The following is a 25,090-nucleotide window of genomic DNA, read 5'->3' as shown; positions in this document are numbered from 1 at the left end:
ACCCCGGTGTCAGCCGCCCAGCCCGGCGTCCTCGCGGAAGAGTTCCTGGTCGAGCCAGACCGCGGCACGGGCGCCGTCGGCGGCACCGGTGATCACGAAGGTGAGGGCGTCCGGCAGGGCCTCCAGCCGGGCGGTGTCGCCGGCCGCGTACACACCGGGCACGGACGTGCGCTGGAACTCGTCCACCCGCACGCAACCGTCCGGCAGCATCCGGCACCCCAACCGCTCGGCCAGCGGGGAGTGCTGGCGGGTGGGCGCCCGATGGTAGACGCCCTGCCGCTCGAGCACCCGCCCGTCGGCGAGGACCAGGCGGACGGCGCCCTCCTCGCCCTCGACGCGGGCCACGGCTGCCTCCTCCACGGCGATCCCGGCGTCGGAGAGCCTGCCCGCGGCCTGCTCGGGCACCGGATGCCCGTTGGTGCACACGATCACGTCGGGACTGAAACGGTCGGCGAGGTACAGGGCCTGCATGACCTGCGGCAGTTCGTGCCCCAGGACGGCCAGGCTCATCCCGCCGGTCTCCCAGCCGTGGCAGAACGGGCAGTGGTACACCCCCCGGCCGAACAACGCGGACAGCCCCTCCACCTGCTCGTCGAGCACGTCGACCTGCCCCGTGGCGAGGACCAGTTTCCGGGTCCGCTCCACGGTGCCGTCGGCCAGCGTCAGGGCGAACCCCTGCGGCTCGGGCGCGGCGGCGGTGACGGTGGCCTCCCGTACGGCCACGTTCGGGTAGGCGGTGAGCTGCTCCCGGCCTATGCGGCGCAGCTCGGCGGGCGGGAAGCCGTCACGGCTGAGGAACATGTGCATCCGCGCCGCGGGCGCGTTACGGGGGCGGCCCGAGTCCAGCAGGAGGACCCGCCTGCGCTGACGCCCGGACACCAGCGCCGCGTTGAGGCCGGCGGGCCCTCCGCCCACCACGATCACGTCGAACATCGTCGTCACTTCCTTCTCGGCCCAGCAAATAATGACTACGATAATAATTATCATTTTCATCAACCGGATCAGTGAGAAATGGTGGGAGTACCGGTGCAACACCTGGCAGCCATCGGCGTCATAGGCGGGTACGGAGCAGTCGGCAGCGCGGTCGTACGACGGCTCCACCGGGCGGGTGTCCACCCGCTGCTGGTGGCCGGCCGCGATCGGGGCCGGGCGGAAGCGCTGATCGCCGGCCTCCCGGAGGGCGGCCCGGACGTGAGCGCCCTGGCCGTCGACCTGACCGACCCCCGTTCACTGGATCGCTTCGCGGCGAACTGCCGACTCGTCGTCAACTGCGCGGGTCCCTCGTACCGTGTCCTCGACACGGTGGCGCGGGCCGCGCTGCGCAATGGCGCGGACTACGTCGACGCGGCCGGTGACGACCCGGTCCACACCCTGTTGTCGGCCGACGGGGGCGCCGGGCGATGGGCGGCGGCCGGACGCGCGGCCGTGCTGTCCGCCGGCGCGCTGCCGGGTCTGTCGTCGCTGCTGCCCCGCGCACTGGCCGCCCGCGCCGCCGGTGCCGTCGCGCTGGACGCCTACGTCGGGGGTGTCGCGCCGCTCACCCCGGCCGCCGCCGGTGACGTGCTGCTCGGCCGGGGACCGGAGCACGGCACGCCGGCGGCCGCCTGGCAGGAGGGCCGGATGCGGGAGCGCGCGCTGGCCCCTCGCCGAGGGGTGCGGCTCGACGCCTTCCCCGCACCCGTCGACGCCTTCCCCTTCCTGTCCACCGAGGCCGTCCGGCTGGCCCGCGCCACGGGCATCGGCCGGGTGCGCTGGTACACCGTCTTCGGCGGCGGGCGCCTGGCGGAGGAACTGGCCATGGCATGGGCGCTGGACAGCACGGAGACCGCCGACCTGGTCGCGGCGACCGACGAGGACGTGCGGCGCCACGGGGCCTGGTACGGGCAGGAGTTCCACCTCTGGGACGGAGCGGCGGACGGCCCGCCCACCGCGAGGCTCGTCCTGCGGGCCGCGGACTCCTACGAGCTGAGCGGGTTCCTCGCTGCCGCCGCCGCTCTCGGGGCGTTCCACGGGGCGATCGCTCCCGGTGTGCACTTCGCCGCGGACGTGCTCGATCCCCTGCGCGTCACCGAGGACCTGGCGGCCGATGACGCGGCGGAGCTCACGACACTGTGAACGCCCGTCGGCGCGCCCCCCGACCGGTGGGCGGCTCGGCACATCATCCGTGCAGCACCGTCCGGTCAGGAGTCCGTCCGGCGGTCGAGATCGCATCCTCCCTCCGCGCCGCGGTGACCGGTCTGCCGAACCGTCGCGCGCTCGACCCGGTGAACGGGGCTGTTCAGGACGGTCCGACGCGGTGGTCACACCCGCCATGGCGAGATCACCTCAGCCGGGGCCGGCTACGACGGAACGGCCCTCGGGCTGACGCCGCCCGTGGGCGGCCACCTCGCTGACGGCTCACGGCTCACGACCGGTGGCCGACGGGCCATGGCCCAGGGCTTTCGGAGGGTTCCGCTGTCCCGCCGGCTGTGGCCCCTGCCGGCACGGGATGAACCCGGTTCCCGGCAGGCGAAGGTCACGCGCCGGCCGATACCTGCCCCCGCCGGGCACCTGGCGGTCGCGCCCCGCGAGGTGCCATCGACGGTCGGCGTCCGGGCGCCGTACGGTCGGCGATGGTCACACCAGGTCGGCCGGGCGTGCAACCCGGTCACAGGAAAGGGGACGGGGAGCGCCGATGGAGGACAAGGACCCCTGGATCAGGCCGCTGCGCGGTGCCGTGCCACCTCGTGCGCGCGTGCTCTTCTTTCCGCACGCCGGCGGCGCCGCCTCGTTCTACGCGCCGTTCGCGCGGTGGTTCCCCGAGGGGTACGACGTCGCGGCCGTCCAGTACCCGGGGCGGCAGGAGCGCTTGGGCGAGCCGTTCGTGGCGACCGTCGAAGGACTCGCCGACCGGCTGATGCCGTCCTTGCGGCGCTGGGCGGCGGAGCCCGTGCCGCTCGTGCTCGTCGGCCACAGCATGGGGGCGTCCGTCGCCTTCGAGTCGGTACTCCGGCTCGGGCGCGACCGGTTGACCGCACACTGCCGTCTCGTCGTTTCCGGCCGGACCGCCCCGTCGGTGCCGCGCGAGATCCCCGCTTTCGACTCCGACCGGGAGATCCTCGACCACCTTGCCGGTCTCGGCGGCACCGCTCCGGAGATCGTCCGCAGCCCGGAACTCATGGACCTGTTCCTGCCCGTCCTGCGCAATGACTACCGGGCGGTCACCCGGTACCGGCCGGTTCCCGACGCCGTGGTGGACACGCCCGTCCTCTGCCTGACCGGGGACCGGGACCCTCAGGTCTCGCCGGAGCGGGCCGCAGCCTGGAAAAGTCACACCACGGCCGGTTTCCGGCTGGAAATCCTCCCCGGGGAACACTTTTTCCTGGCGGACCATCCGGACACCGTCGTGCGGCTCGTCGCCGAGTGCGCCGACACCGGCGGACGATGACGGGCTGAGCGTTCGCGGCTCGCGGGGGCTCGCGGTACTGCCGCGACCTCGTTGGTGTACGCCCGCGCACAGGTGGTGACCGTGAGCGCCGGTGACTCCTTCCACGCGCCGGGTCGTTCCCTCGTGCCGGGCGGCCGCCGAAAGGCCCGGGGCTGGGCGGCGTTCAGGCACGCCGGTGCCGAATCTGGCCGAAATCCACGGGGCGAGAGTCCATGCGTCCGAGGCGGACGGTGCAGGTGGTGGCGGTCATGGGCAAGTTGTTGAAATGAAGTCAATTCTCCTTGGGGGCAAGGGGTTTGAGCGTGGAGGGACGGGATACGCGCACCTGGCGGTGGTTCACTGACCGGCCATCTCCCCTCCAGTTTCGGGGGGTTGCCATCCTGTGACCCAACGTGAAAACTGTGAGCGCATTCGGCCGGGATGGATCGCGCCGAAGTGCCTTTTCGGCACGCAAAGCACTAAATCGTGGGACAGGAGAGTCCTGCGCGGGGCCGCTGCGCGGGAAGAGTCGCTGGGGGATGTAGTGATGTCTGCTTTGTGCCCGAGGCACGTGTCACCAGGCTGCGGGCGTGCGGGCCTGCCGGCCGCACGGCGGACGTCCGGACCGCTCAAAACCGCCGCCCCGGCGTACGAAACCTGTCCCCGGGTCTGCTGACGCCCCCCGGCGGCCACGGGCATTCCGTGAGAGGGCGGGCGGGCCGCTCCCGAGCGGCTGCCGGCCCGGCCCGGCCACGAGTCGGCCACCTGGCGCGGAGCGAGGGCTGCCGTGCGGTGCCACACCCGCTGACCAGGCCCGTGACGGCCACGGCTTCCCGCCCGGCGAACCCGCACCACCGTTGATGGCCCATGCCGGGCCCGCGCGTCCCCACCCAAGGAGAACCGGTGACAAGCACTCGACCGACCGGGGCCGAATCGCCCCTGGACGCGTTACCCGACCGGCGGCGGTCCTTGCGCGAGGCGGGCCCCGTGGCCTACGACGAGACGCAGGGCCAGCGGCGTGTCGTGGGCCACCAGGAGGTCTTCGCCGTCCTCGCCGACCCGGCGACGCACTCCTCCGGCCTCACGTCGATCGCCCCCACCCGGCAGGACTCCGAAACCTTCCGGCAGGGCGACCTCGTCGGCATGGACCCGCCGGAGCACCGCACACTCCGCACCCTGGTGAGCCAGGCCTTCACCCTCGGAACGGTCCACGGGCCCGCGCCGCGCGTCGAGGCCGTGTGCGCGCGCCTGCCCGACGGTGTCGCCCGCTCCACCGCTCCGGACGTCTTCGACGCGGCCCGCAGCCCGAATCCCCGTCCGACCTTCGGCCACGGCATCCACTTCCGCTTCGGCGCGCCGCCGGCCCGGCTGGAGGCAGGGGTCGTGCCGCATATGCTGATGGAACGTTTCCCCGCCCTCGCGGTCCCCTCCTACGACGACGTCGCGTACCAGAACCCGGCCGTCACCGTCGGCGTACGCCACCTGCCGGTCGCCGTCACCAGGGCGTGACGCGCGTCGACGCGCGCGGGTCCCGCACCGCTCACCCGCGGACCGGCCGCGTTCCCTCCCCGCACCCGCTCTCACCAGGAGTCCCCTTCTCATGCCGTACCCCACCGCCGCTCCGGCCGCCGACCGGCCGCCGTCCCCGCTGCGCCAGGAGTTGCAGAGCCGCCTCGGCTCCCTCGCGCACGCCCACCGCGTGCCCGGCGCCCAACTGGCCGTCCACACCGGCACGCACACCCTCAGCGTGCACACCGGCACGGCCGACGCCCTGACGGGCACCCCGTTCACCGCGGACACGGCCGTACCCCTGGGCTCCGTCACCAAGCTCGCCACGGCCGCCGCCGTGCTGCTCCTCGCCGACGACGGGGACCTCGACCTCGACGATCCCGTCGCCGAACTGCTGCCCGAGTTAAGGCCGTTATCCAAGGTGACCGTGCGCCACCTGCTAGGTCACACCGCCGGCCTGCCCACCGGACCCGACTCCGACAGCGCCGCCGGCACCACCGCCACGCGCTACCTCTCGGCGGTCTGCACCGCGCGGAGCGCCCTGTTCCCGCCGGGAACCGGTTTCTCCTACTCCAACGCCGGTTACGTCGCCGCCGGCCGGCTCGTGTCCGAAGTGACGGGCATGACCTGGCAGGAAGCGCTGCGAGCGCTCCTCCTCGAACCCCTGGGCATCGTCCCCGCCTTCCTCGGCGACGCCACCCCCGAGCGGCCGGTCGCCACCGGCCACGCCCTCAACACGGCCACGGGCCTGGTGCGCCCGGCCCACCAGAACCTCGCCCCGGTGGAGGCTCCGGCCGGAGCCCTGCTGGCGAGCGCCGAGGACCTGGTGGCCCTGGGAAGGGCCGTCATCGGCCGGTCCACCGTCCTGCCCGCGTCCGCCGCCGCCCGGATGCGCCGTCCCGAACCGGCCGCCGACCCCGGTGCCCTGGCGGACTCCTGGGGCCTGGGCCTCGCCCTCTTCCAGCAGGACGGCCACGTGTGGTGCGGCCACGACGGGAACGCCCAGGGCACCTCCTGCCATCTGCGGGCCGAGCCGGACAGCGGCGTCGTCGTCGCCTTCACCGGCAACGCCGGCGGCGCCACCGCCCTGTGGCGGGACCTCGCCGCCGACCTCGCCCGGCTCACCGGCATACGGGTGCCGGCCGCCCCGTCCACCGCCCGCCGCGGCCTTGCCGTACCGCTGCCGGAATGCGCCGGCACCTACCGCAACGGCGGCACCGAGTACGCGGTCAAGCTCGACGGGGACGGCACACCGACCCTGTCCGTCGACGGTGACTACCCCCTCCCGCTGGTGTGCTATCCGGACCTGTCCTGCGATCTGGTCGACCCGGCCACCGGCCGGCACGAGCCCGGCGGCCGCTTCCACCGCGACCCCGCCACCGGGACCATCGACCGCCTGCAGATATCCGGACGCACCGCGCGCCGCACCGGCGCCGTCTGACCGCGCCCGCGTCACGCACCCGCCCCGTACGCATGGACCCCCGCGCCGCTCAGGTGTGCCCGCAGGCTGCCCGAGACCGGCGCGCCGGGTCCGCGCGCCGCCCCGCGCCCGAAGGACTTCGCCCCGATGACGGACCTGCACGCCCAGCACCCCGCCACGCCCGACTCCGCACCTGGCGGCACGACCCCGCCGACCGGCGCGGACCATGCCACCCGGCACGTCCCGCTCGGTGAGCTGTTCGCCCGGTGGGTGACGCGAGACCCGCACGCCCCCGCGGTGACCGACGGCCGGCACACCTGGTCGTACGGGGAACTCGCGCGGCGGGCCGGCCGACTCGCCGCCCACCTCGCCGGCAGCGGCGCCGGACCGGAGCGGACGGTGGCGCTGGTCCTGCCGCGCTCGATGGAACTGATCGCCGCCGAACTGGCCGTGGCCCTGGCCGGTGCCGCCTTCCTCCCCGTGGACCCCGCCTATCCGGCCGAACGGCGTGCGCTGATGCTCGCCGACGCCGCGCCGGCCGTCGTCCTGGACGACCCGGACCGGGTCCGCGCGCTGATGGACGCCGGGGACCGGGAGGTGAATCCGCCCGAGAGCCGCGTGCTCCCCGACCACGCGGCATACGTCATCTTCACGTCCGGCTCCACCGGCACCCCCAAGGGCGTCACCGTCACCCACCGCGGCATCGGTGCCTTCGCCGCCGCCGCCGCCGAGCGGTACGCCGTCGGCCCGGGCGACCGCGTACTGCAGTTCTCCTCACCCAGCTTCGACGCCTCCGTACTGGAGCTGTGCGTCTCCGTCCTGTCCGGCGCCCTGCTGGTCGTACCGCCGGGCGGGCCCTGGCTGGGCGACGAACTGGCCGCCGTCCTGGACGAGCACCGCATCACCCACGCACTCATACCGCCCGCCGCCCTCGCCACCCTGCCCGACCCGGCGGACACCGGCGGCGCGCCGCACCTGCGCACCCTGATCGTCGGAGCAGAGGCGTGCCCGGCCGCGCTCGTCGACCGGTGGGCACCCGGCCGCCGCATGATCAACTCCTACGGGCCGACCGAGGCCACCGTCGTCGCCACCTGGACCGGACCGCTGACCGCCGGCACCGGAACACCGGCCATCGGCAGCCCGCTGCCCGGCACCGGGACCCACCTCCTGGACGCGTCGATGCGCCCGGTGCCGCCCGGCGCCGAGGGTGAGCTGTACGTGGGCGGCGACGGGCTGGCCCGCGGCTACCTCGGCCGCCCCGGCCTGACCTCGACCCGGTTCGTCGCCCACCCCTCGGGACCGTCCGGCGCCCGCCTCTACCGCACCGGCGACCGGGCGCGCCGCAGGGCGGACGGCGAGCTGGAGTTCCTCGGCCGGGTCGACCGGCAGGTCAAGGTGCGCGGCTTCCGCATCGAGCCCGGCGAGATCGAGGCCGCCCTGACCCGTGACCCCGGCGTCCGTGAGGCCGTCGTCGTGGTCCGCGACGAGGAACCCGCCCGCGGCCGGCTCGTCGGCTACGTCACGCCCGCCGACCCGGCCCGCATACCCGAGCCGGCCCGGCTGCGAGCCGCCCTCGCGGCCACCCTGCCGGCCCACATGGTGCCCTCCGCCGTCGTCGTCCTGGACACGCTGCCGCTCACCCCGCAGCACAAGATCGACCTGCGGGCCCTGCCCGCCCCCGGCGGCACGCGGACCGAGGAGCACGTCGAGCCGCGCACCGACGACGAGCGGGCCCTGGCCGAGATCTGGGCCGACGTCCTCGGCGTCGACGCCGTCGGAGTCACCGACGACTTCCTCGACCTGGGCGGCGATTCGATCCTCGCCGCCCGCACCCTGACGCGGATCCGGGAAGCCCTCGGCGTCCGGCTCTCCCTGCGCGACGTGTTCACCGCGCGGACCGTCGCCGCGCTCGCCCCGCTGGCCGCCGAGCCGTCCGCCGCCGCGCCGCCGGACCCGATCCCCTCCGCCCCGCGCGAAGAGCCCGTCCTGCTCTCCAGCGCCCAGCGACGCCTGTGGTTCCTCGACGACCTCACCGACGGCGGAACCGAGTACAACACCGGCGTGGCGCTGCGGCTGCGCGGCCCGCTCGACACGCCGGCCCTGCGACGCGCCCTGGACCGGCTCGCCGCCCGCCACGACTCCCTGCGCACCACCTTCGCCACCGTCGACGGCCAGGGCGTCCAGCTGATCGCCCCCGAGGCGGTACTGCCCCTGCGCACCGCCGACGTCGCCCACCTGTCCGCCGACCGGCGGGGCGACGCCGTCGAGCGCCTGCTGACCGAGGAACTGCGCCGCCCCCACGACCTGACGACCGGGCCCCTGACCCGGGCGCTGCTCGTCCGCCGCGCACCCGAGGACCACGTCCTGCTGCTGGCCCAGCACCACATCGTCACCGACGGCTGGTCGGTCGGCGTCCTGACCCGGGACCTGGCGGCGCTCTACCGCGCGGAGGCCCGGGGCGAACCGGCCGGCCTTCCCCGGCCGGGCGTGCAGTACCCGGACTTCGCGCTGTGGGAGCGCGAGCGGCGCACCGGCGACGCGGACGCCGACGACCTCGCCTACTGGAAGCGCCACCTGGCCGGCCTGCAGCAACTCGAACTGCCCACCGACCGGCCCCGGCCGGCGGTGCGCACCACCGCGGGCGCGGCACACCGCCACGACCTCCCGAAGCACCTGGTGGACCGGCTGCGGCAGCTGGCCCAGGGCCGCGGCACGACCGTCTTCACGCTGTTCGCCGGGGCGGCGGCCGTGCTGTTCTCCCGCTACTCCGGGCAGCGGGACGTGGCGTTCGGGACCGTCACCAACGGGCGGGGCCGCCGCGAACTGGAGGACGTGACGGGCTTCTTCGCCAACACCGTCGTGCTGCGCGGCGAGGTCGACGGAGCCGTCACGGTCGACCGGTTCGTGGAGTCCGTGCGCGCGGGAGTGCTGGACGCCTTCGCGCACGACGGCGTGCCGTTCGACCGGGTGGTCGAGGAACTGGCCCCGCAGAGAGACCCCAGCCGCACTCCGCTGGTGCAGGTGCTGGTGGTGCAGCAGGCGGCGCCCGCCCGGCCGCCGCTGGCGGCCGGGGTGCGGATCGAGGAGCATCCGCTGCCCCGCCCGGCGGCCCGCTTCGACCTCGTGCTGGAGTTCGCGCCGCGCGCCGACGGCGGCTGCGAGCTGACGGTCGAGTACAACACCGACCTGTTCGAGGCGGCGACCGTGGCCCGGATGAGCCGGCAGCTGCACCGTCTGCTGGAAGGCATGGCGGACGGCCCGCACCGGACGCTGGCCGAACTGCCGCTGCTGTCGGACGACGAGCGGCGCACGCTCCTCGACTCCTGGAACCCGCCCGCGCAGGCCGGCGAGCACGCCGACGGCGCCACGCTCCCGGCGCTGTTCGAGGCGCAGGCGGCCCGAACCCCCGACCGGACCGCCGTGACCTGTGGCGGGGCCCGGCTGGACTACGCCGGGCTGAACCGGCGTGCCAACCGGCTCGCCCGGCTGCTGACGGCACACGGAGCGGGCCCGGAGTCCCTGGTGGCGCTGTGCCTGCCGCGCTCCGCCGACCTGCTGCCGGTGCTGTGGGCCGTCCTGAAGTCGGGCGCCGGATACCTGCCCGTCGACCCCGGCTACCCGGCCGAGCGGATCCGCTTCATGCTCGCCGACGCGGCCCCCGCCCTCGTCGTCGCCACCCGTGAGACCGCCCACACGCTCCCCGACGACTGCGAAGCGCTGTTCCTGGAGGACGCCGAGCCGTCCGACGCCGGTGCCCCGGACCTGGCCGACACCGACCTGGCCGACACCGACCTGGCCGACGCCGACCGGACCCAACCGCTCGACCCGTCCCACCCCGCCTACGTCATCTACACCTCCGGATCCACCGGCCGTCCCAAGGGCGTGATCGTCACCCACCGCAGCGTGGCCGCGCTGGCCGCCTGGGCCAAGGAGACGTTCGGCCCGCGCGGGCTGGCGCACGTCGTCGCGTCCACCTCCCTCAACTTCGACGTGTCCGTCTTCGAACTGCTGTGCCCCCTGCTGGCCGGCGGCGGCGTCGAGGTGGTCGCCGACCTCCCGGCCCTCGCCGACGGCGACGGCCCGCGCCGGGCCGGACTCCTCAGCGGCGTCCCGTCCGTGCTCTCCCGCGTGCTCGGCGGCGACAGCGCCGTCGAGGCGGACACCGTCGTCCTGGCGGGCGAGGCCCTGCCCGCCCGGACCGTGCGGGACATCAGGGACGCCATGCCCTCGGCCGAGGTGGCGAACCTCTACGGCCCGACCGAGGCCACCGTCTACGCCACCGCCTGGTTCGCCGGCGGCGCCGTCCCCGACCAGGCCCCGCCCATCGGCCGTCCCGTCGCCCGCACCCGCGCCTACGTGCTGGACCACCTGCTGCGCCCCCAGCCTCCGGGTGTCACGGGTGAGTTGTACCTCGGTGGCGGTGGGCTGGCCCGCGGCTACCTGCGACGCCCCGGTCTGACCGCCGCGCGCTTCGTCGCCGACCCCTTCGGCGTCCCCGGCGGCCGCATGTACCGCACGGGCGACCTGGCGCGCTGGAGCGCCGACGGCCGGCTCGAGTACCTCGGCCGCATCGACCAGCAGGTCAAGGTGCGCGGCTTCCGCATCGAACTGGGCGAGGTCGAGGAGGCCCTGCGCCGCTGCACGGGCGTCGCCGAGGCCGCCGCGACCGTCCGCGACGGCGACGGCGACGGCCACCGCCGCCTGGCCGGATACGTCGTCCCCGCCCCCGGCGCCCGCGTGGAACCGGAGGCGGTACGCCGCGAACTCGGGCGCACCCTGCCCGACTACATGGTCCCCTCGGCCGTCGTGGTGCTGCCCGCCCTGCCGCTCAACCCCAACGGCAAACTGGACCGCGGCCGGCTCCCCGACCCGGCGCCGGCCGCACCCGCCACACGCCACGTCACCCCCCGCACCCCCACCGAACGGACCCTCGCCGCCATCTGGGCCGACGTCCTGCACGTGGAGCGGGTCGGAGCGGACGACAACTTCTTCGCGCTGGGCGGCGACTCCATCCTCAGCATCCAGGTCGTCGCCCGGGCCCGGCAGGCGGGCCTCACCGTCACCTCGCGGGACGTCTACCGGCACCAGACGGTCGCCGCCCTGGCCCGCTGCGCCGACGAGGCGGCAAGCCGGCGGCCCGCCGCAGCGACCGCACCCGTCGAGGCCACGGGCACCGCGCCGCTGACACCCATCCAGCGCTGGCTCTTCGACAGCGCGGGCGAGCGCGCCGGGCACTTCGCCCAGACACTCTCGGTGGAACTGCACGCCGGCGTCGACGCGACCGCACTCGAGGACGCCCTCAACGACGTGATCGCCCACCACGACGCCCTGCGCTCCCGCTTCCTCACCGACGACGCGGACGTACGGTGGCTGATCGACGGACCGGCCGCCCGCTGCCGCCTCGCGCGCCACACCGGCCCGGACACCGACACCCCGCACCTCGGCCCCCACGACCCGCGCCACGGCCCGATGCTGCGTGCCGTACTGCACGAGCGGGGCCCCGGACGGCCGCACGTGCTGCACCTGGCCGTCCACCACCTCGTCGTCGACGGAGTCTCCTGGCACCTGCTGCTCGAGGACCTCGACCGGGCCTACCGCGCCCGCCGCGCCGGCCGGGACGGAGCGGCGGCGCTGCCCCGGAAGTCGTCCCCGCTGCGGCAGTGGGCCGAGCGCCTCGCCGCGCACGCCGACGCCGGAGGTTTCGACGACGAGAGGGCCTACTGGGCGCGGGCGGCCGAGGGAGCCCGGGCCGCCCTGCCGTCGGACCGGACGGGCACCAACACCTACGCCTCGCAACGCTCGGTGACGGTACGCCTCGGCCCCCAGGACACCGAAGTGCTTCTGCGGACCCTGCCCGAGACCTACCGGACCCGGGCCAACGACGTCCTGCTCGCCGCCCTCGGCCGGGTGCTGTGCGGCTGGACCGGGCACGACCGGGTGCTGGTGGACGTCGAGGGCCACGGCCGCGAGGAACTGTTCGCCGACATCGACACCAGCCGCACCGTCGGCTGGTTCACCACCCGCCACCCCGTCGCCCTCGCCGTCCCGCCCGAGGCGCCCTGGGACACCGTGCTCAAGCAGGTCAAGGAGCAGCTGCGCGCGGTGCCCCGGCACGGCCTCGGCCACGGCCTCCTGACCCTGCCGGGCCGCGACGGCGCACCGCTCCCGGCGGCCACCGCGCAGATCAGCTTCAACTACCTGGGCCGCTTCGGGCTCTCCGAGACCTCCGAGGGGCTGTACGGCGGACCGTTCCGTCCGCTGGAGCTGGACGCCGACCCCTCGGCACCGCGCCCGCACGCCCTGGAGGTCGTGGGGCGGCTGGACGGTGACAGCCTGGAGTTCACCTGGTTCCACTCGGACGAGCTGCACCGGCGGGAGACCGTCGCGGACCTCGCCGGACGGTTCGCCGACGCGCTGGCCGGCCTCGCCCGCCACGCGGCCCGGCCCGGCGCCGCCGGACGCACCCCCTCGGACTTCCCGCTGGCCCGGCTCGACCAGACGCACGTCGACCGCATCGTGGGGGAGGACCCCGCCGGCGTGGAGGACGTCCACCCTCTCACGCCCACCCAGGCCGGCATGCTCTTCCACCGGCTCTCGCAGGACGACCGCGGCGTGTACTTCCAGCAGCTGACGTTCGTCCTGGACGGCGTGCCGGACCCGGCCGTGCTGGCGGACGCCTGGCAGCGGGTCACGGACCGTACGCCGGTGCTGCGCGCCCGCGTGGTGTGGCAGGACGTGCCCGAACCGCTTCTCGTGGTGCAGCGCGGGGCAGCCGTGCCGGTGGAGCAGCTGGACTGGCGCGGCCTGTCCGACGCCGAGCGGGACGAGCGGCTGCGCGCACTGCTCGACGGCGACCGCGCCCGCGGGGTCGACCTGACACACGCGCCGCTCCAGCGCCTGATGCTGGCCCGGGTCGGTGACCGCGCGGTCCGCGTCGTGTGGTCCTTCGACCACCTGATCCTGGACGGCTGGAGCCTGTTCCAGGTCCTCTCCGACGTCTTCGCGTGCCACGCCGGCCTGTCGGGCGCCGCGGACGTCCCGCTGCCCGACCGCCGCCCCTTCCGCGACTACGTCGCCTGGCTGCTCGGCCGCGCCGACCGGGCCGAGGCCGAAGGGCACTGGCGGACCCGCCTGAACGGCCTGGACGAGGCCACCGCGCTGCCCTTCGACCGCGAACCGCGCGAGAGCCACCGCGCGGAGTCGACGCGGGCGGTACGCGTCACGGTGCCCGAGACCACCACCCGGGCACTGGAAGGCCTGGCCAGGACGGCGGGCCTGACCATGAACACCCTCGTGCAGGGCGCCTGGGCGCTGCTGCTGAGCCGCCAGGCGGCCGGCGACGAGGTGGTCTTCGGCACCACCGTCTCCGGACGGCCGCCCGAGCTGCCCGGGGCCGACGCCATGACCGGCCTGTTCATCGCGACCCTGCCCACCCGCGTGACCGTGCCGCGGGACGAGACGCTGCTCACCTGGCTGAGCCGGCTCCAGCAGGAGCAGAGCGAGGACCGCCGCCACGACCACGTGCCGCTGCACCGGATGAAGGCGTTCACCGAACTGCCCGAACGCGCCCCCCTGTTCGACAGCATCGTGGTGTTCGAGAACTACCCGGTCGACGACGGTCCCGCCGCCGCGCACGGGCTGCGGCTCAGCGGCCTGGACGGCATCGAGACCACCAACTACCCGCTCGGCCTGGTCGCCTACCCCGGTACGGAACTCGCCCTGCGCCTCGGCTACGACCCGGACCTCTTCGACGCCGCCACCGTCGAACGGATGGCCGAGTACCTCACCGTCCTGCTGGAGGGCTTCGCCACCGCACCGCAGAGCGCGCCCGCCCGCCTGCCCCTGCTGACGGCCGCCCGGCGCGAGCAGGTGCTCCACGCGTGGAACGACACCGCCACCCACGTCCCCGCGGCGACCACCGCGGACCTGTTCGCCGCGCAGGTGCGACGCACCCCCGACGCCGTCGCGCTGCTGGCAGGCGACGAGCGGCTCACCTACCGCGAACTCGACGGCCGGGCCGCGGCACTGGCCGGCCGGCTGGCCGCGCTCGGGGTCCGCCCGGAGGTCCCCGTCGGCGTCCTGATGGACCGCTCCGTCGGCCTCGTCGTCACCCAGGTCGCCCTCGCCCGCCTCGGCGGCGTGTACGTACCGCTCGACGGCAGGGCGCCGAAGGAGCGGCTGCGCACGATGCTCGGGGAAGCCGGTACCGACCTGCTGCTCACGGACGGGGCCTGGGAGGAGACGGCCGCGGCCCTCCTTCCGGAAGGCCGCCTGCTGCGGCCGGACGACGACACCGCCGCGGCCCCGCAGCCCACGGCCGTGCCGCGCGTGCACCCGGACAACGTCCAGTACCTCATGTTCACGTCCGGCTCCACCGGCAACCCCAAGGGCGTGGCGGCGCGGCAGCGGGACGTCGCGGCGCTCGCCCTCGACCGCGCCTTCGCCGGCCACGACCGCGTCCTCGTGCACTCCCCGCACGCCTTCGACGCCTCCACCTACGAGCTGTGGGTGCCGCTGCTGCGCGGCGGCACGGCCGTGCTCGCCCCGCCGGGGGACCTCGAAGCCGCCGCCGTGCGTCACGCGATCACCGGACAGGGGGTGACCTGCCTGTTCCTGACCATAGGTCTGTTCCGTCTCCTCGCCCAGGAGGACCCCGCCTGCCTGCGCGGCGCGCGGGAGGTGTGGACCGGCGGCGAGGCCGTTCCCGGCTCCGCCGTACGGCGCGTGCTGGACGCCTGCCCGGACCTCACCGTCGTCGACGTGTACGGCCCGACCGAGACCACCACCTTCGCCACCCGGCGGGTCTTCCGCGCCGGTGACGCGCTGCCCGCGACCCTGCCCATCGGCCGCCCCCTGGACGACACCCGCGTGTACGTCCTGGACGGCGCGCTCCAGCCGCAACCGCCCGGCATCCCGGGAGAGCTGTATCTCGCGGGCGCCGGACTAGCCCGTGGCTACACCGGGCGCCCCGGCGCGACGGCGGCCCGCTACCCGGCCGACCCGTTCGGCCCGCCCGGCGGACGCATGTACCGCACCGGCGACATCGTGCGCTGGAGCGCCGACGGCGACCTGCACTTCGTGGGACGCGCCGACGACCAGATCAAGATCCGCGGCTTCCGCGTCGAACCCGCCGAGATCGAGGCCCGGCTCACCGCGCACCCGGCGGTCGCCGAGGCGGTGGTGTCGGTGTCGCGGCACGCGGGACGCACACGCCTGGTCGCCCACCTGGTACCCGCCCCCGACGCGGCCGTGCCGCCGGCGGCCGAGCTGCGCGAGAGCCTGTCCGGCGAACTGCCCGACTACATGGTCCCGGCCGCGTTCGTCACCGTGACGGAGCTGCCCCTGACCGCGAACGGCAAGGTCGACCGGCGACGTCTGCCCGAACCCGACCTGTCGGTGGCGGCCGACACCGCCCACCGCGCGCCGCGCACCGGGGCCGAGCGGGTGCTCGCCGGCATCTGGGCCGAACTCCTCGGCGTGGAACGGGTCGGCGTCGACGACAACTTCTTCATGCTGGGCGGCGACTCGATCGTCAGCATCCAGGTCGTCTCCCGCGCCCGCACCGCGGGGCTCGCGCTGACCCCGAGGGACCTGTTCCGGCACCCCACGCTCGCCGCCCTGGCCACCGCCGCGACCGGCGCCGCCGCGACCGTCGCGGGCACCGGTGAGGTGACCGGCGAGGTCGGGCTCACCCCGATCCAGCACTGGTTCCTCGACACCGAGCCGCCGCGCCCGGAGTACTTCAACCAGTCCGTGGTCGTCGAGACGGCCGAGGACGTCGACGCCGACGCGCTGAGCGCCGCCCTGGCCGCGCTGTGGGCCCACCACGACGCCCTGCGCGCCCGCTTCACCCGCGCGGCGGACGGAACCTGGCACCAGGAGTACGCCGCCCCGGACACCGGGACCCCCCGGCTGCTGCGGGCGCACGACCTGAACGGTCTGGACGCGCAGGCCGCCGCGGAGGCCGAGGCCCGCTTCTCGCAGGAGGCGCACACCGGATTCCGGCTGGACACCGGCCCGCTGATCGCCGCCCGCCTGTTCACCGGCGAGGACCGGGCCGCACGCCTGCTGCTGACCGCCCATCACCTGATCGTCGACGGCGTCTCCTGGCGCGTCCTCCTGGAGGACCTGGAGACCGCCTACCGGCAGGCCCGGGACGGCGAGCGGATACGGCTGCCGCAGCGCACGACGTCCGTACGGGAATGGGTGCGACGGCTCACCGGGCGCGCCGGCGAGGGAGACTTCGCCACGCGGCGCGCCCACTGGGAGACCGTGTCGCGGCACTGTGCCGACCCGCTGCCGGTGGACCTCGACGGCGGCAACACCGTCGCCGACCTGCGCGCGGTGACCGTACGCCTCGACCGCCACCGGACCGACGACCTCCTGCGCAGGGTTCCCGGCGTCTACCGCACCCGCATCGACGACGTCCTGCTGACCGCCCTCGGCCGCGTGCTGGCCGACTGGACCGGCCGCGGCACCGTCGCCGTGGGACTGGAGGGACACGGCCGTGAGGACCAGCTCTTCGACGACCTCGACCTGTCCCGCACGGTCGGCTGGTTCACCAGCCTCTTCCCGGTCGCCCTCGAACTGCCCGAGAGGGGCTGGGGCGCCGCGCTGAAGTCCGTGAAGGAACAGTTGCGGGCCGTACCCGACCGGGGCGTCGACTACGGTGTCCTGCGCCATCTGGCGGGCGACGAGCCGCTCGCGGCCGCGCCGCTGCCCGGCATCAGCTTCAACTACCTGGGCCGGTTCGACTGGTCGGCCGACGGCGGCGCGCTGGTCCGGGCCGTTCCCGGCGGCCTGGGCGGCGCCGAGGACCCCGGGGCGCCGCGTCCGCACCTGCTGGACGTGGTGGCCCGCGTCGAGGACGACGAGCTAGAGATCACCTGGCACTACAGCGGCGGACGGCACCGCGAGGAGACGGTCGCCTCGCTCGCCGGGGGCATGCTGCGGTCGCTGGAGGAGATCGTCGCGCACTGCGCCGCCCCGGACGCCGGCGGCCGCACGCCCTCGGACTTCCCGCTGGCCCGCCTCGACCAGACCGCCGTCGACCGGGTCGTGGGGGACGGGGGCACGGTCGAGGACGTGTACCCGCTGACGCCGATGCAGGCGGGCATGCTGTTCCACAGCCTCATGGACCCCCGGAGCAGCACCTACCTGAACCAGGTGCAGGTGGTGCTGCACGGTGTCCGCGACCCGCGGGCGCTCGCCGAGGCGTGGCAGCGCACGGCGGACGCGAACCCGATCCTGCGCACCCGCCTGGTGTGGCAGGAGACCGCCGAACCCCTCCAGGTGGTGGAGCGGCGGGCCGCCGTGCCCGTCACCCACCACGACTGGTGCGGACGGCCCGCCGAAGAGTGCGCGCGGGACATGGAGTCGCTGCTCGACACGGACCGGCGGGCCGGGACCGACCTCGGCGCGGCCCCGCTCATGCGGCTCGCGCTGATCCGCCTGGCACCGGACCGGGTGCGCATGGTGTGGACGTTCCACCACGTCCTGCTCGACGGCTGGAGCGCGGCCCAGGTGTTCGACGAGGTGTGCGAACGGTACGCGGCGCTGACCGCCGGACACCGCCCGCAGGTGCCCGACCGGGCGCCCTTCGCCGGCTACCTGCGGTGGCTGGCCGCCCAGGACACCGGCCGTGCGGAGCGCCACTGGCGCGAGACCCTCGCCGGGTTCACCGTCCCCACCGCACTGCCGCGCGACCGGCGCCCCGCCGAGGCCCACCGCACGTCCTCGTCGGGAACGGTCCGGGTGGCCCTCGGCAAGGAGGTGTCGGCGCGGCTGAAGGAGACCGCGCAGCGGGCCGGGCTGACCGTCAACACGGTGCTCCAGGGCGCCTGGGGGCTGCTGCTGCACCACTACGGCGGCGGTGACGACGTCGTCTTCGGCACGACCGTCTCCGGCCGCCCGGCCGAACTGCCCGGCGTGACCTCCATGGTGGGCCTGTTCATCAACACCCTGCCCACCCGGCTGCGGATCGACGGCCGCCGCCCCCTGCTGGAGTGGCTGCGCGAGGTGCAGGCCGCCCAGTCGGAGGCCCGGCGCCACGACTTCGTCTCCCTCGCCCAGTTGCAGACCTGGAGCGAGGTGCCCGGCGGCACCAACCTGTTCGACAGCATCGTCGTCTTCGAGAACTACCCGTTCGACGAAGGCGCCCTGGCCCGGCACGGGATCGCGGTCGAGCAGGAACGCGACCTGGAGCCGACCAACTACCCGCTCAGCGTGGTCGTCGCCCCCGGCGACGACGTGACGGTGTCCCTGGACTACGACCCGGCGGCCTTCGACGCCGACACCGTCGAAGGCCTCGGCGCGAGCCTGCGCACGCTGCTGACGCGGATCGCCGCCGACGCCGACCGCCGCCTGGCCGACCTGCCGCCGCTCGAACCGGCCGACGGACGCCGGCTGCTGGACCGGCTCGCGGGACCGGTGGCGAGGCTGCCGCACCGCACCCTCCCGGACGCCTTCGCGGCACAGGCCGCCCGCACCCCCGACGCCCCGGCCGTGACCGCCGGCGCCGAGCACCTCACGTACCGGCAGCTCGACGAGCGCGCCGACCGGCTGGCCCGCCTCCTGATCGAGGCAGGGGCCGGGCCGGAGCGGTTCGTCGCGCTGGCCCTGCCCCGCACCGCCGACCTGATCGTGGCGCTCCTCGCGGTCCTCAAGAGCGGTGCCGCCTACCTTCCGGTCGACCCCGGCCATCCGGCCGAACGCATCGCGTTCCTCTTCGACGACGTGCGGCCCGACGCGGTGATCACCTGTGCGCAGACCTCCGCGCGGCTGCCGGACGGCCCGTACACGCGGATCGTCCTGGACGACCCGGCCTGCGCCGGGCGGCTGGCCGCCGCGTCCACCGCAGGCGTCGGTGACGGCGAGCGGCGCGGCGGGCTGCTGCCGGAGCACCCCGCCTACGTCATCCACACCTCCGGCTCCACCGGCCGGCCCAAGGGCGTCGTCGTCCCCCACGCCTCGGTGGTGGCGCTGACCGACTGGGCCGCCGCCGAGTTCACCGGCCGCGGGCTCGCCCACGTGGTGGCCTCCACGTCGCTCACCTTCGACGTGTCGGTGTTCGAGATTCTCACGCCCCTGCTGTCCGGCGGCCACGTGGAGGTCGTCCGCGACCTGCTGGCCCTGGCCGAGCGGCCCGGGCCGTGGCGTGCGGGACTGCTCAGCGCCGTCCCCTCCGCCCTGGGCCGCCTGCTGGCCGAGGACACCGTGCACGTCACGGCCGACACCGTCGTCCTGGCCGGCGAGGCGCTGCCCGCCCGCGTCGTCCGCCAGGTGCGGGAGGCGATCCCCGGCTGCCGGGTCATGAACATCTACGGCCCCACCGAGGCCACCGTCTACGCCACCGCCTTCACCTGCGACCCGGTGGACCCCGACCGGGTCCCGCCCATCGGCCGGCCCGTCGGCGGCGCCCGCGCCTACGTCCTCGACGCCCGCATGCGCCCCGTGCCCGTCGGGGCGCCCGGCGAGCTGTACCTCGCCGGGACCGGCGTGGCCCGCGGCTACCTGAACCGGCCCGGCCTGACCGCGTCCCGTTTCCTCGCCGACCCGTTCGGCCCGCCCGGCAGCCGCATGTACCGCACCGGCGACCTGGTCCGCTGGACGGCCGACGGCGACCTGCTGTACCTCGGCCGGACCGACGACCAGGTGAAGGTGCGCGGCTTCCGCATCGAACTCGGCGAGGTGGAGGCCGCGCTGGCCCGGCACCCGCAGGTGGCCGCGGCCGCCGCCCGGGTCGTGGAACACGACGGCCACAAGCGCCTCGTGGGCTACGCCGTCCCCCGCGGCGACGCCCCGGCACCGGCCGACCTGCGCACCTTCCTCGCCCGGACGCTGCCCGACCACCTGGTCCCGGCGGTCGTGGTGCCACTGGAGCGGCTGCCGCTGGGCGCCACCGGCAAGCTGGACCGGCGGGCCCTGCCCGAACCGGTGTGGTCCGCCACCACCACGGAGGGCACCCGGCCGCCGCGCACCGCCACCGAGCGGACGCTCGCCGCGATCTGGTCCGAGGTGCTGGGCGTGCCCGGCGTGGGCGCGACGGACAACTACTTCACGCTCGGCGGCGACTCCATCCTCGGCATCCAGATCGTCTCCGCCGCCCGCCGTGCCGGCCTCGCACTGACGCCCCGGCACCTGTTCCAGCACCAGACGGTCGCCGAACTGGCCGCGGCCGTGGAGGAGTTCCCGGCCGCGCCGACGGCCGCCGCCGAACAGGGCCCGGTCGTGGGCGACGTCCCGCTGACCCCCGTACAGCACTGGCTGTTCGACACCCTCACCGGCGACCCGGCCCGCTTCACCCAGGCGGTCTCCTTCGAGCTGGCGCCCGACACCGACGAGACGCTGCTGCGCGCCGCCCTCGCGGCGGTGCTGGAGCAGCACGACGCGCTGCGCATGCGCTACGAGGCGGCCGGCGACGGAGGGTGGCGCCAGCACGGCACCCCGCCCGGTGCGACGCCGCACCTCGAGGTGCACGACACGCCCGTGGCGCCGGACGCCGCGGCCGCCGGCCTGTGCGCCGGATTCGACCTGGCGCGGGGGCCGCTGTTCAAGGCCGCCCTGTGCCGCGCGGACGACCACCGGCCGCCCGTCCTGCTGCTGGCCGCCCACCACCTGGTCGTCGACGCGGTGTCCTGGCGCGTGATCCTGGAGGACCTCGACGCCGCCCACCGGGCGCTGCGCGCCGGTGCGACGCCCGGCCTGGGGGCGAAGACGACCTCCTTCCGCGCCTGGGCCGAGCGCCTGTCCGCGCACACCGCCGACGGCGGCTTCGACGACGAGATCGACCACTGGAGCGCCCTGCGCCCCACCCCCCTGCCGACCGACCTCACCGGCGGCAACACCGCCGCCGACGAGGAGACCGTGACGGTGAGCCTGGACGGCGAGGACACCCGCCGGCTCCTCCAGGACGTGCCGGACGCCTACCGCACCCGCGTCAACGACGTCCTGCTGTGCGCCCTCGGCCGGGTCCTGGCCCGCTGGACGGGACAGGACCGGGTGGTGGTCGCGCTGGAGGGCCACGGCCGTGAGGACCTCTTCGACGGCGTCGACCTCGCCCGTACCGTCGGCTGGTTCACCACCATGTTCCCCGTGGGCCTCGACGTGCCCCGCGACGCCGGCCCCGGGGCCGCGCTGAAGACGGTCAAGGAGAACCTCCGCGCCGTGCCGCACGGGGGAGTGGGCTACGGCGCGCTGCGCCACCTGCACCCCACGGCCGGAGGCGAGCTGCCCGGGCTGCCCCAGGTGGGCTTCAACTACCTGGGGCAGCAGGACTGGAACGCGGCCGAGGGCGGTCTGCTGCGCGCGCCCCACGGCGGGCTGAGCGGCGGCATGGACCGCTCGGCGGACCGGCCGCACCTCATCGACGTCCTCGGCCGGGTCACCGGCAAGCGGCTGGAGTTCACCTGGGCGTACTCCCGGCGGGTGCACCGGCACGACACCGTCGCACGCCTGGCGGAGGAGACGGCGGAGGAACTGCGGCGGATCGTCCGGCACTGCGCCGAACCGGGCGCGGGCGGCCGCACCCCGTCGGACTTCCCGCTGGCCGCGCTGGACCAGGCGGCCGTCGACCGGCTCGCCGGCGACGGGCGCGACGTGACGGACGTCTACCCCCTCACCCCCACGCAGACCGGCATGGTCGTGCACGGCATGGACGAGCCCGGTGAGGGCCTGTACGTCGAGCAGATCACCTTCGTCGCGGACGGCGTGCGCGAGCCCCGGCTGCTGGCGGCCGCCTGGCAGCACGTCGTGGACCGCACGCCCGTGCTGCGGACCGCCGTGGCCCTGGGCGGGGCCCCGGCCCCCCTCCAGACCGTGCACCGCCACGTCGCCCTGCCCGTCACCTCACTCGACTGGAGCGGCCTGGACCCGGCGCGGCGCGAGACCGCACTGCGCCGGCTGCTCGACGAGGACCGTGCCCGCGGCATCGCCCTGGACCGTCCCCCGCTGCTGCGCGTCACCCTGATCCGGCTCGGCCCCGACGAGGTGCGCGTGGTGTGGACCTTCCACCACGTCCTGCTGGACGGCTGGAGCGTCTTCCACGTGCTGGGCGACGTGATGGCCGCGCACGCCGCGCTCGCCGCCGGCACCGAGCCGCGGCTGCCCCGGCGGCGGCCCTTCGCGGACTACGCCGCCTGGCTGGCCGGCCGGGACGCGGCCGCCGCCGAGGAACACTGGAAGGCCGCCCTCGCCGGCTACGCCGCGCCCACCCCGCTGCCGTACGACCGCAGGCCCGCCCCGGGCGCCGCCGCCCGGTCGGGAACCTGGCTGTCCCAGCGGCTCGGCGCCGACGGCACGGCCGGGCTGACGGACTTCGCCCGCCGCCACCGCCTCACCCTCAACACGCTGGTGCAGGGTGCCTGGGCGCTGCTGCTGGCGCGCCTCAGCGGCGAGCGGGAGGTGTGCTTCGGCACCACCGTCTCCGGCCGGCCCGCCGACCTGCCGGGCGCGGACACGATCACCGGCCTGTTCATCACCACCCTGCCCGCGCGGGTCACCGTGGACGAGTCCACGCCGTGCGCCGCGTGGCTGCGGGAGCTCCAGGCCGCCCGCGCGGACGACCGGCGCTTCGACCACGTGCCGCTGACGGACCTGCACCGGTGGAGCGAACTGCCCCCGGGAACGCCGCTCTTCGACAGCCTGCTGGTCTTCGAGAACTATCCCGTGGGCGACGCCACCGCCGGCGCGCACGGCGTGCACATCCGGGATCTCGACGCCCGTGAGGCGACCAACTACCCGCTCACCGTGGTGATCTCGCCCGGCGACGAGCTGAGCGTGGAACTCGGCTACGACCCCCGGTACTTCGAGGAGACCACGGCCCACGCCCTGGCCGCCCGGCTGATGCACGGCCTGTCCGCCCTCGCCGCATCCGGTGACCGGGCGCCGTTGCACGCCCTCGACGTGCTGCCGCCCGGTGAACGGCACCGGCTCCTGCACGGCCCCGCGCGCCCGCAGTTGCCGCCGGTGTCCCCGGCGACGCTGCCCGCGCTGATCGAGGCCGCGGTCGACCGGTGGACCGACCGGACGGCCCTAGACACGGGGCGGTCGCCGCTGACCTTCGGCGAGGCGGAGGCCCGCGCCAACCGGCTGGCGCACCGGCTCGTCGCGCGCGGGGCGGGGCCCGGCGACATCGTCGCGCTGGTCCTGCCGCGCTCGGCGGACATGGTCATCGCCCAGCTCGCCGTGGCCAAGGCGGGCGCCGCCTTCCTCCCGGTGGACCCCGGCTACCCGGCCGAGCGCGTCGCGCTGATGCTGCGCGACGCGGACCCCGCCGTCACGCTCACCGCCGAGGAGGTCGCCGACCTGCTCGCCGCGCCGCCCGGCAGCACGCCCGGCCACCGGCCCACCGACACCGACCGCGTCCGCCCCCTCCACCTCGACGACCCGGCGTACGTCATCTACACCTCCGGCTCCACCGGCACCCCCAAGGGCGTCGTCGTCACCCACCGCGGACTGGCCGGCTTCGCCGCCGCCGAGGCCGCGCACTACCGGGTCCGCCCCGGGGACCGCGTCCTGGCCTTCGCCACGCCCAGCTTCGACGCCTCCGTGCTGGAGCTGTGCATGTCCCTGCCGGGCGGCGCCGCCCTCGTCGTACCGCCGCCCGGCCCGCTGCTCGGCGCCGAACTGGCCGGCGTCCTGCGCACCGCGCGCATCACCCACACCCTGCTGCCGCCCGCCGCGCTCGCCACCCTCCCGCCGGACACCCCCGGCACCCTGCCGGAGCTGCGGACCCTGGTGGTCGGCGCGGACGCCTGCCGGGCCGAACTGGTCGCCCGGTGGGCACCGCACCACCGCATGGTCAACTCCTACGGCCCCACCGAGGCGACCGTCGTCGCCACCTGGTCCGGCCCGCTGGAACCGGACGGCAGCGCGCCGCCCATCGGCCGCGCGCTGCCGGCCACCGGCGCCTACGTCCTCGACGCGCGCCTGCGCCCCGTACCCGACGGCGTGCCCGGCGAACTGTGGCTCGCCGGACCGGCCCTGGCCCGCGGCTACCTGGGCCGCCCCGGCCTGACCGCGTCGCGCTTCCTCGCCGACCCGTTCGGACCGCCCGGCACCCGCATGTACCGCACCGGCGACCTGGTCCGGCGCGACGCCCGCGGCGAACTGTGCTACCTGGGCCGCACCGACCACCAGCTCAAGCTGCGCGGCCACCGCATCGAGGCCGGCGAGGTGGAGGCGACCCTGGTGCGCCACCCCGCGGTGCTGGACGCCGTGGTGAGCGTGCGGGAGGACGAACCGGGACTGCCGCGCCTGGTGGCCCACCTGCTTCTCGCGCCCGGCGCCGAACGGCCCACCGGCGCGGAACTGCGGGCCTTCGCCGCCCGCACCCTGCCCGGCCCCATGGTGCCCTCGGCGTTCGTGACCCTGGACCGGTTCCCGCTCACGGAGAACGGCAAGACCGACCGGGCCGCGCTGCCCGCCCCCGCCCCGGACACGCAGGAGCGGACCGCCGGACACGTACCGCCCCGCACACCCACGGAGGAGGCGGTCGCCGCCCTGTGGGAGGAGGCCCTGGGGACCACCGCGGGCGCCGAGGACGACTTCTTCGCCCTGGGCGGCGACTCCCTGCGCGCCCTGCGGATCGCCTCCCGCGCCAACGACACCTTCGGCGTGACCCTCACGCCCCGCGACGTCCTGGTCACCCGCACCGTCGCCGCCCTGGCGGAGCTGGTGGAGGAACAGGTGCTGAGCGAACTCGAAGACGCCGTACGCGGCGACAGCGACCACGACGAACGGTGAGGACCGAAACC

6 protein-coding genes are annotated in these 25,090 nt (G+C 75.4%); 5 read left to right on the top strand and 1 reads right to left on the bottom strand.

The features are described 5' to 3' along the window. Window positions 1–9: 9 nt before the first annotated feature. Window positions 10–933 (bottom strand): NAD(P)/FAD-dependent oxidoreductase, encoded by a 924-nt coding sequence (locus ACFWVE_RS21125; RefSeq protein ID WP_384016123.1) that lies wholly within the window; start codon window positions 931–933, stop codon window positions 10–12. 93 nt (window positions 934–1,026) lie between these two features. Here ACFWVE_RS21125 and ACFWVE_RS21120 point away from each other — a divergent pair, with 93 nt between their 5' ends. From ACFWVE_RS21120 to ACFWVE_RS21100, 5 genes are all read left to right on the top strand, one after another. Then, window positions 1,027–2,115, top strand: coding sequence for a saccharopine dehydrogenase NADP-binding domain-containing protein (locus ACFWVE_RS21120; protein ID WP_384016121.1), 1,089 nt, complete (start codon window positions 1,027–1,029; stop codon window positions 2,113–2,115). Window positions 2,116–2,674: 559 nt separating this feature from the next. Then, window positions 2,675–3,427 carry a thioesterase II family protein gene (locus ACFWVE_RS21115; protein ID WP_384016119.1) on the top strand — a complete coding sequence of 251 codons (753 nt, stop codon included), beginning with the start codon at window positions 2,675–2,677 and terminating at the stop codon, window positions 3,425–3,427. An 882-nt stretch (window positions 3,428–4,309) separates the two neighbouring features. Then, the gene (locus tag ACFWVE_RS21110) at window positions 4,310–4,915 is read left to right on the top strand and encodes a hypothetical protein (RefSeq protein WP_384016117.1); all 606 of its coding nucleotides are present in this window, start codon (window positions 4,310–4,312) and stop codon (window positions 4,913–4,915) included. A 91-nt stretch (window positions 4,916–5,006) separates the two neighbouring features. Then, complete coding sequence (locus tag ACFWVE_RS21105) at window positions 5,007–6,356, top strand: serine hydrolase domain-containing protein (RefSeq protein ID WP_384016115.1); 1,350 nt, start codon at window positions 5,007–5,009, stop codon at window positions 6,354–6,356. Window positions 6,357–6,482: 126 nt separating this feature from the next. Further along, window positions 6,483–25,079, top strand: coding sequence for a non-ribosomal peptide synthase/polyketide synthase (locus ACFWVE_RS21100; RefSeq protein ID WP_384016113.1), 18,597 nt, complete (start codon window positions 6,483–6,485; stop codon window positions 25,077–25,079). Window positions 25,080–25,090 lie beyond the last annotated feature (11 nt).

The organism is Streptomyces sp. NPDC058632 (assembly GCF_042717095.1).
GTDB lineage: Bacteria > Actinomycetota > Actinomycetes > Streptomycetales > Streptomycetaceae > Streptomyces.
This window is presented reverse-complemented; position numbering and strand designations above follow the sequence as displayed.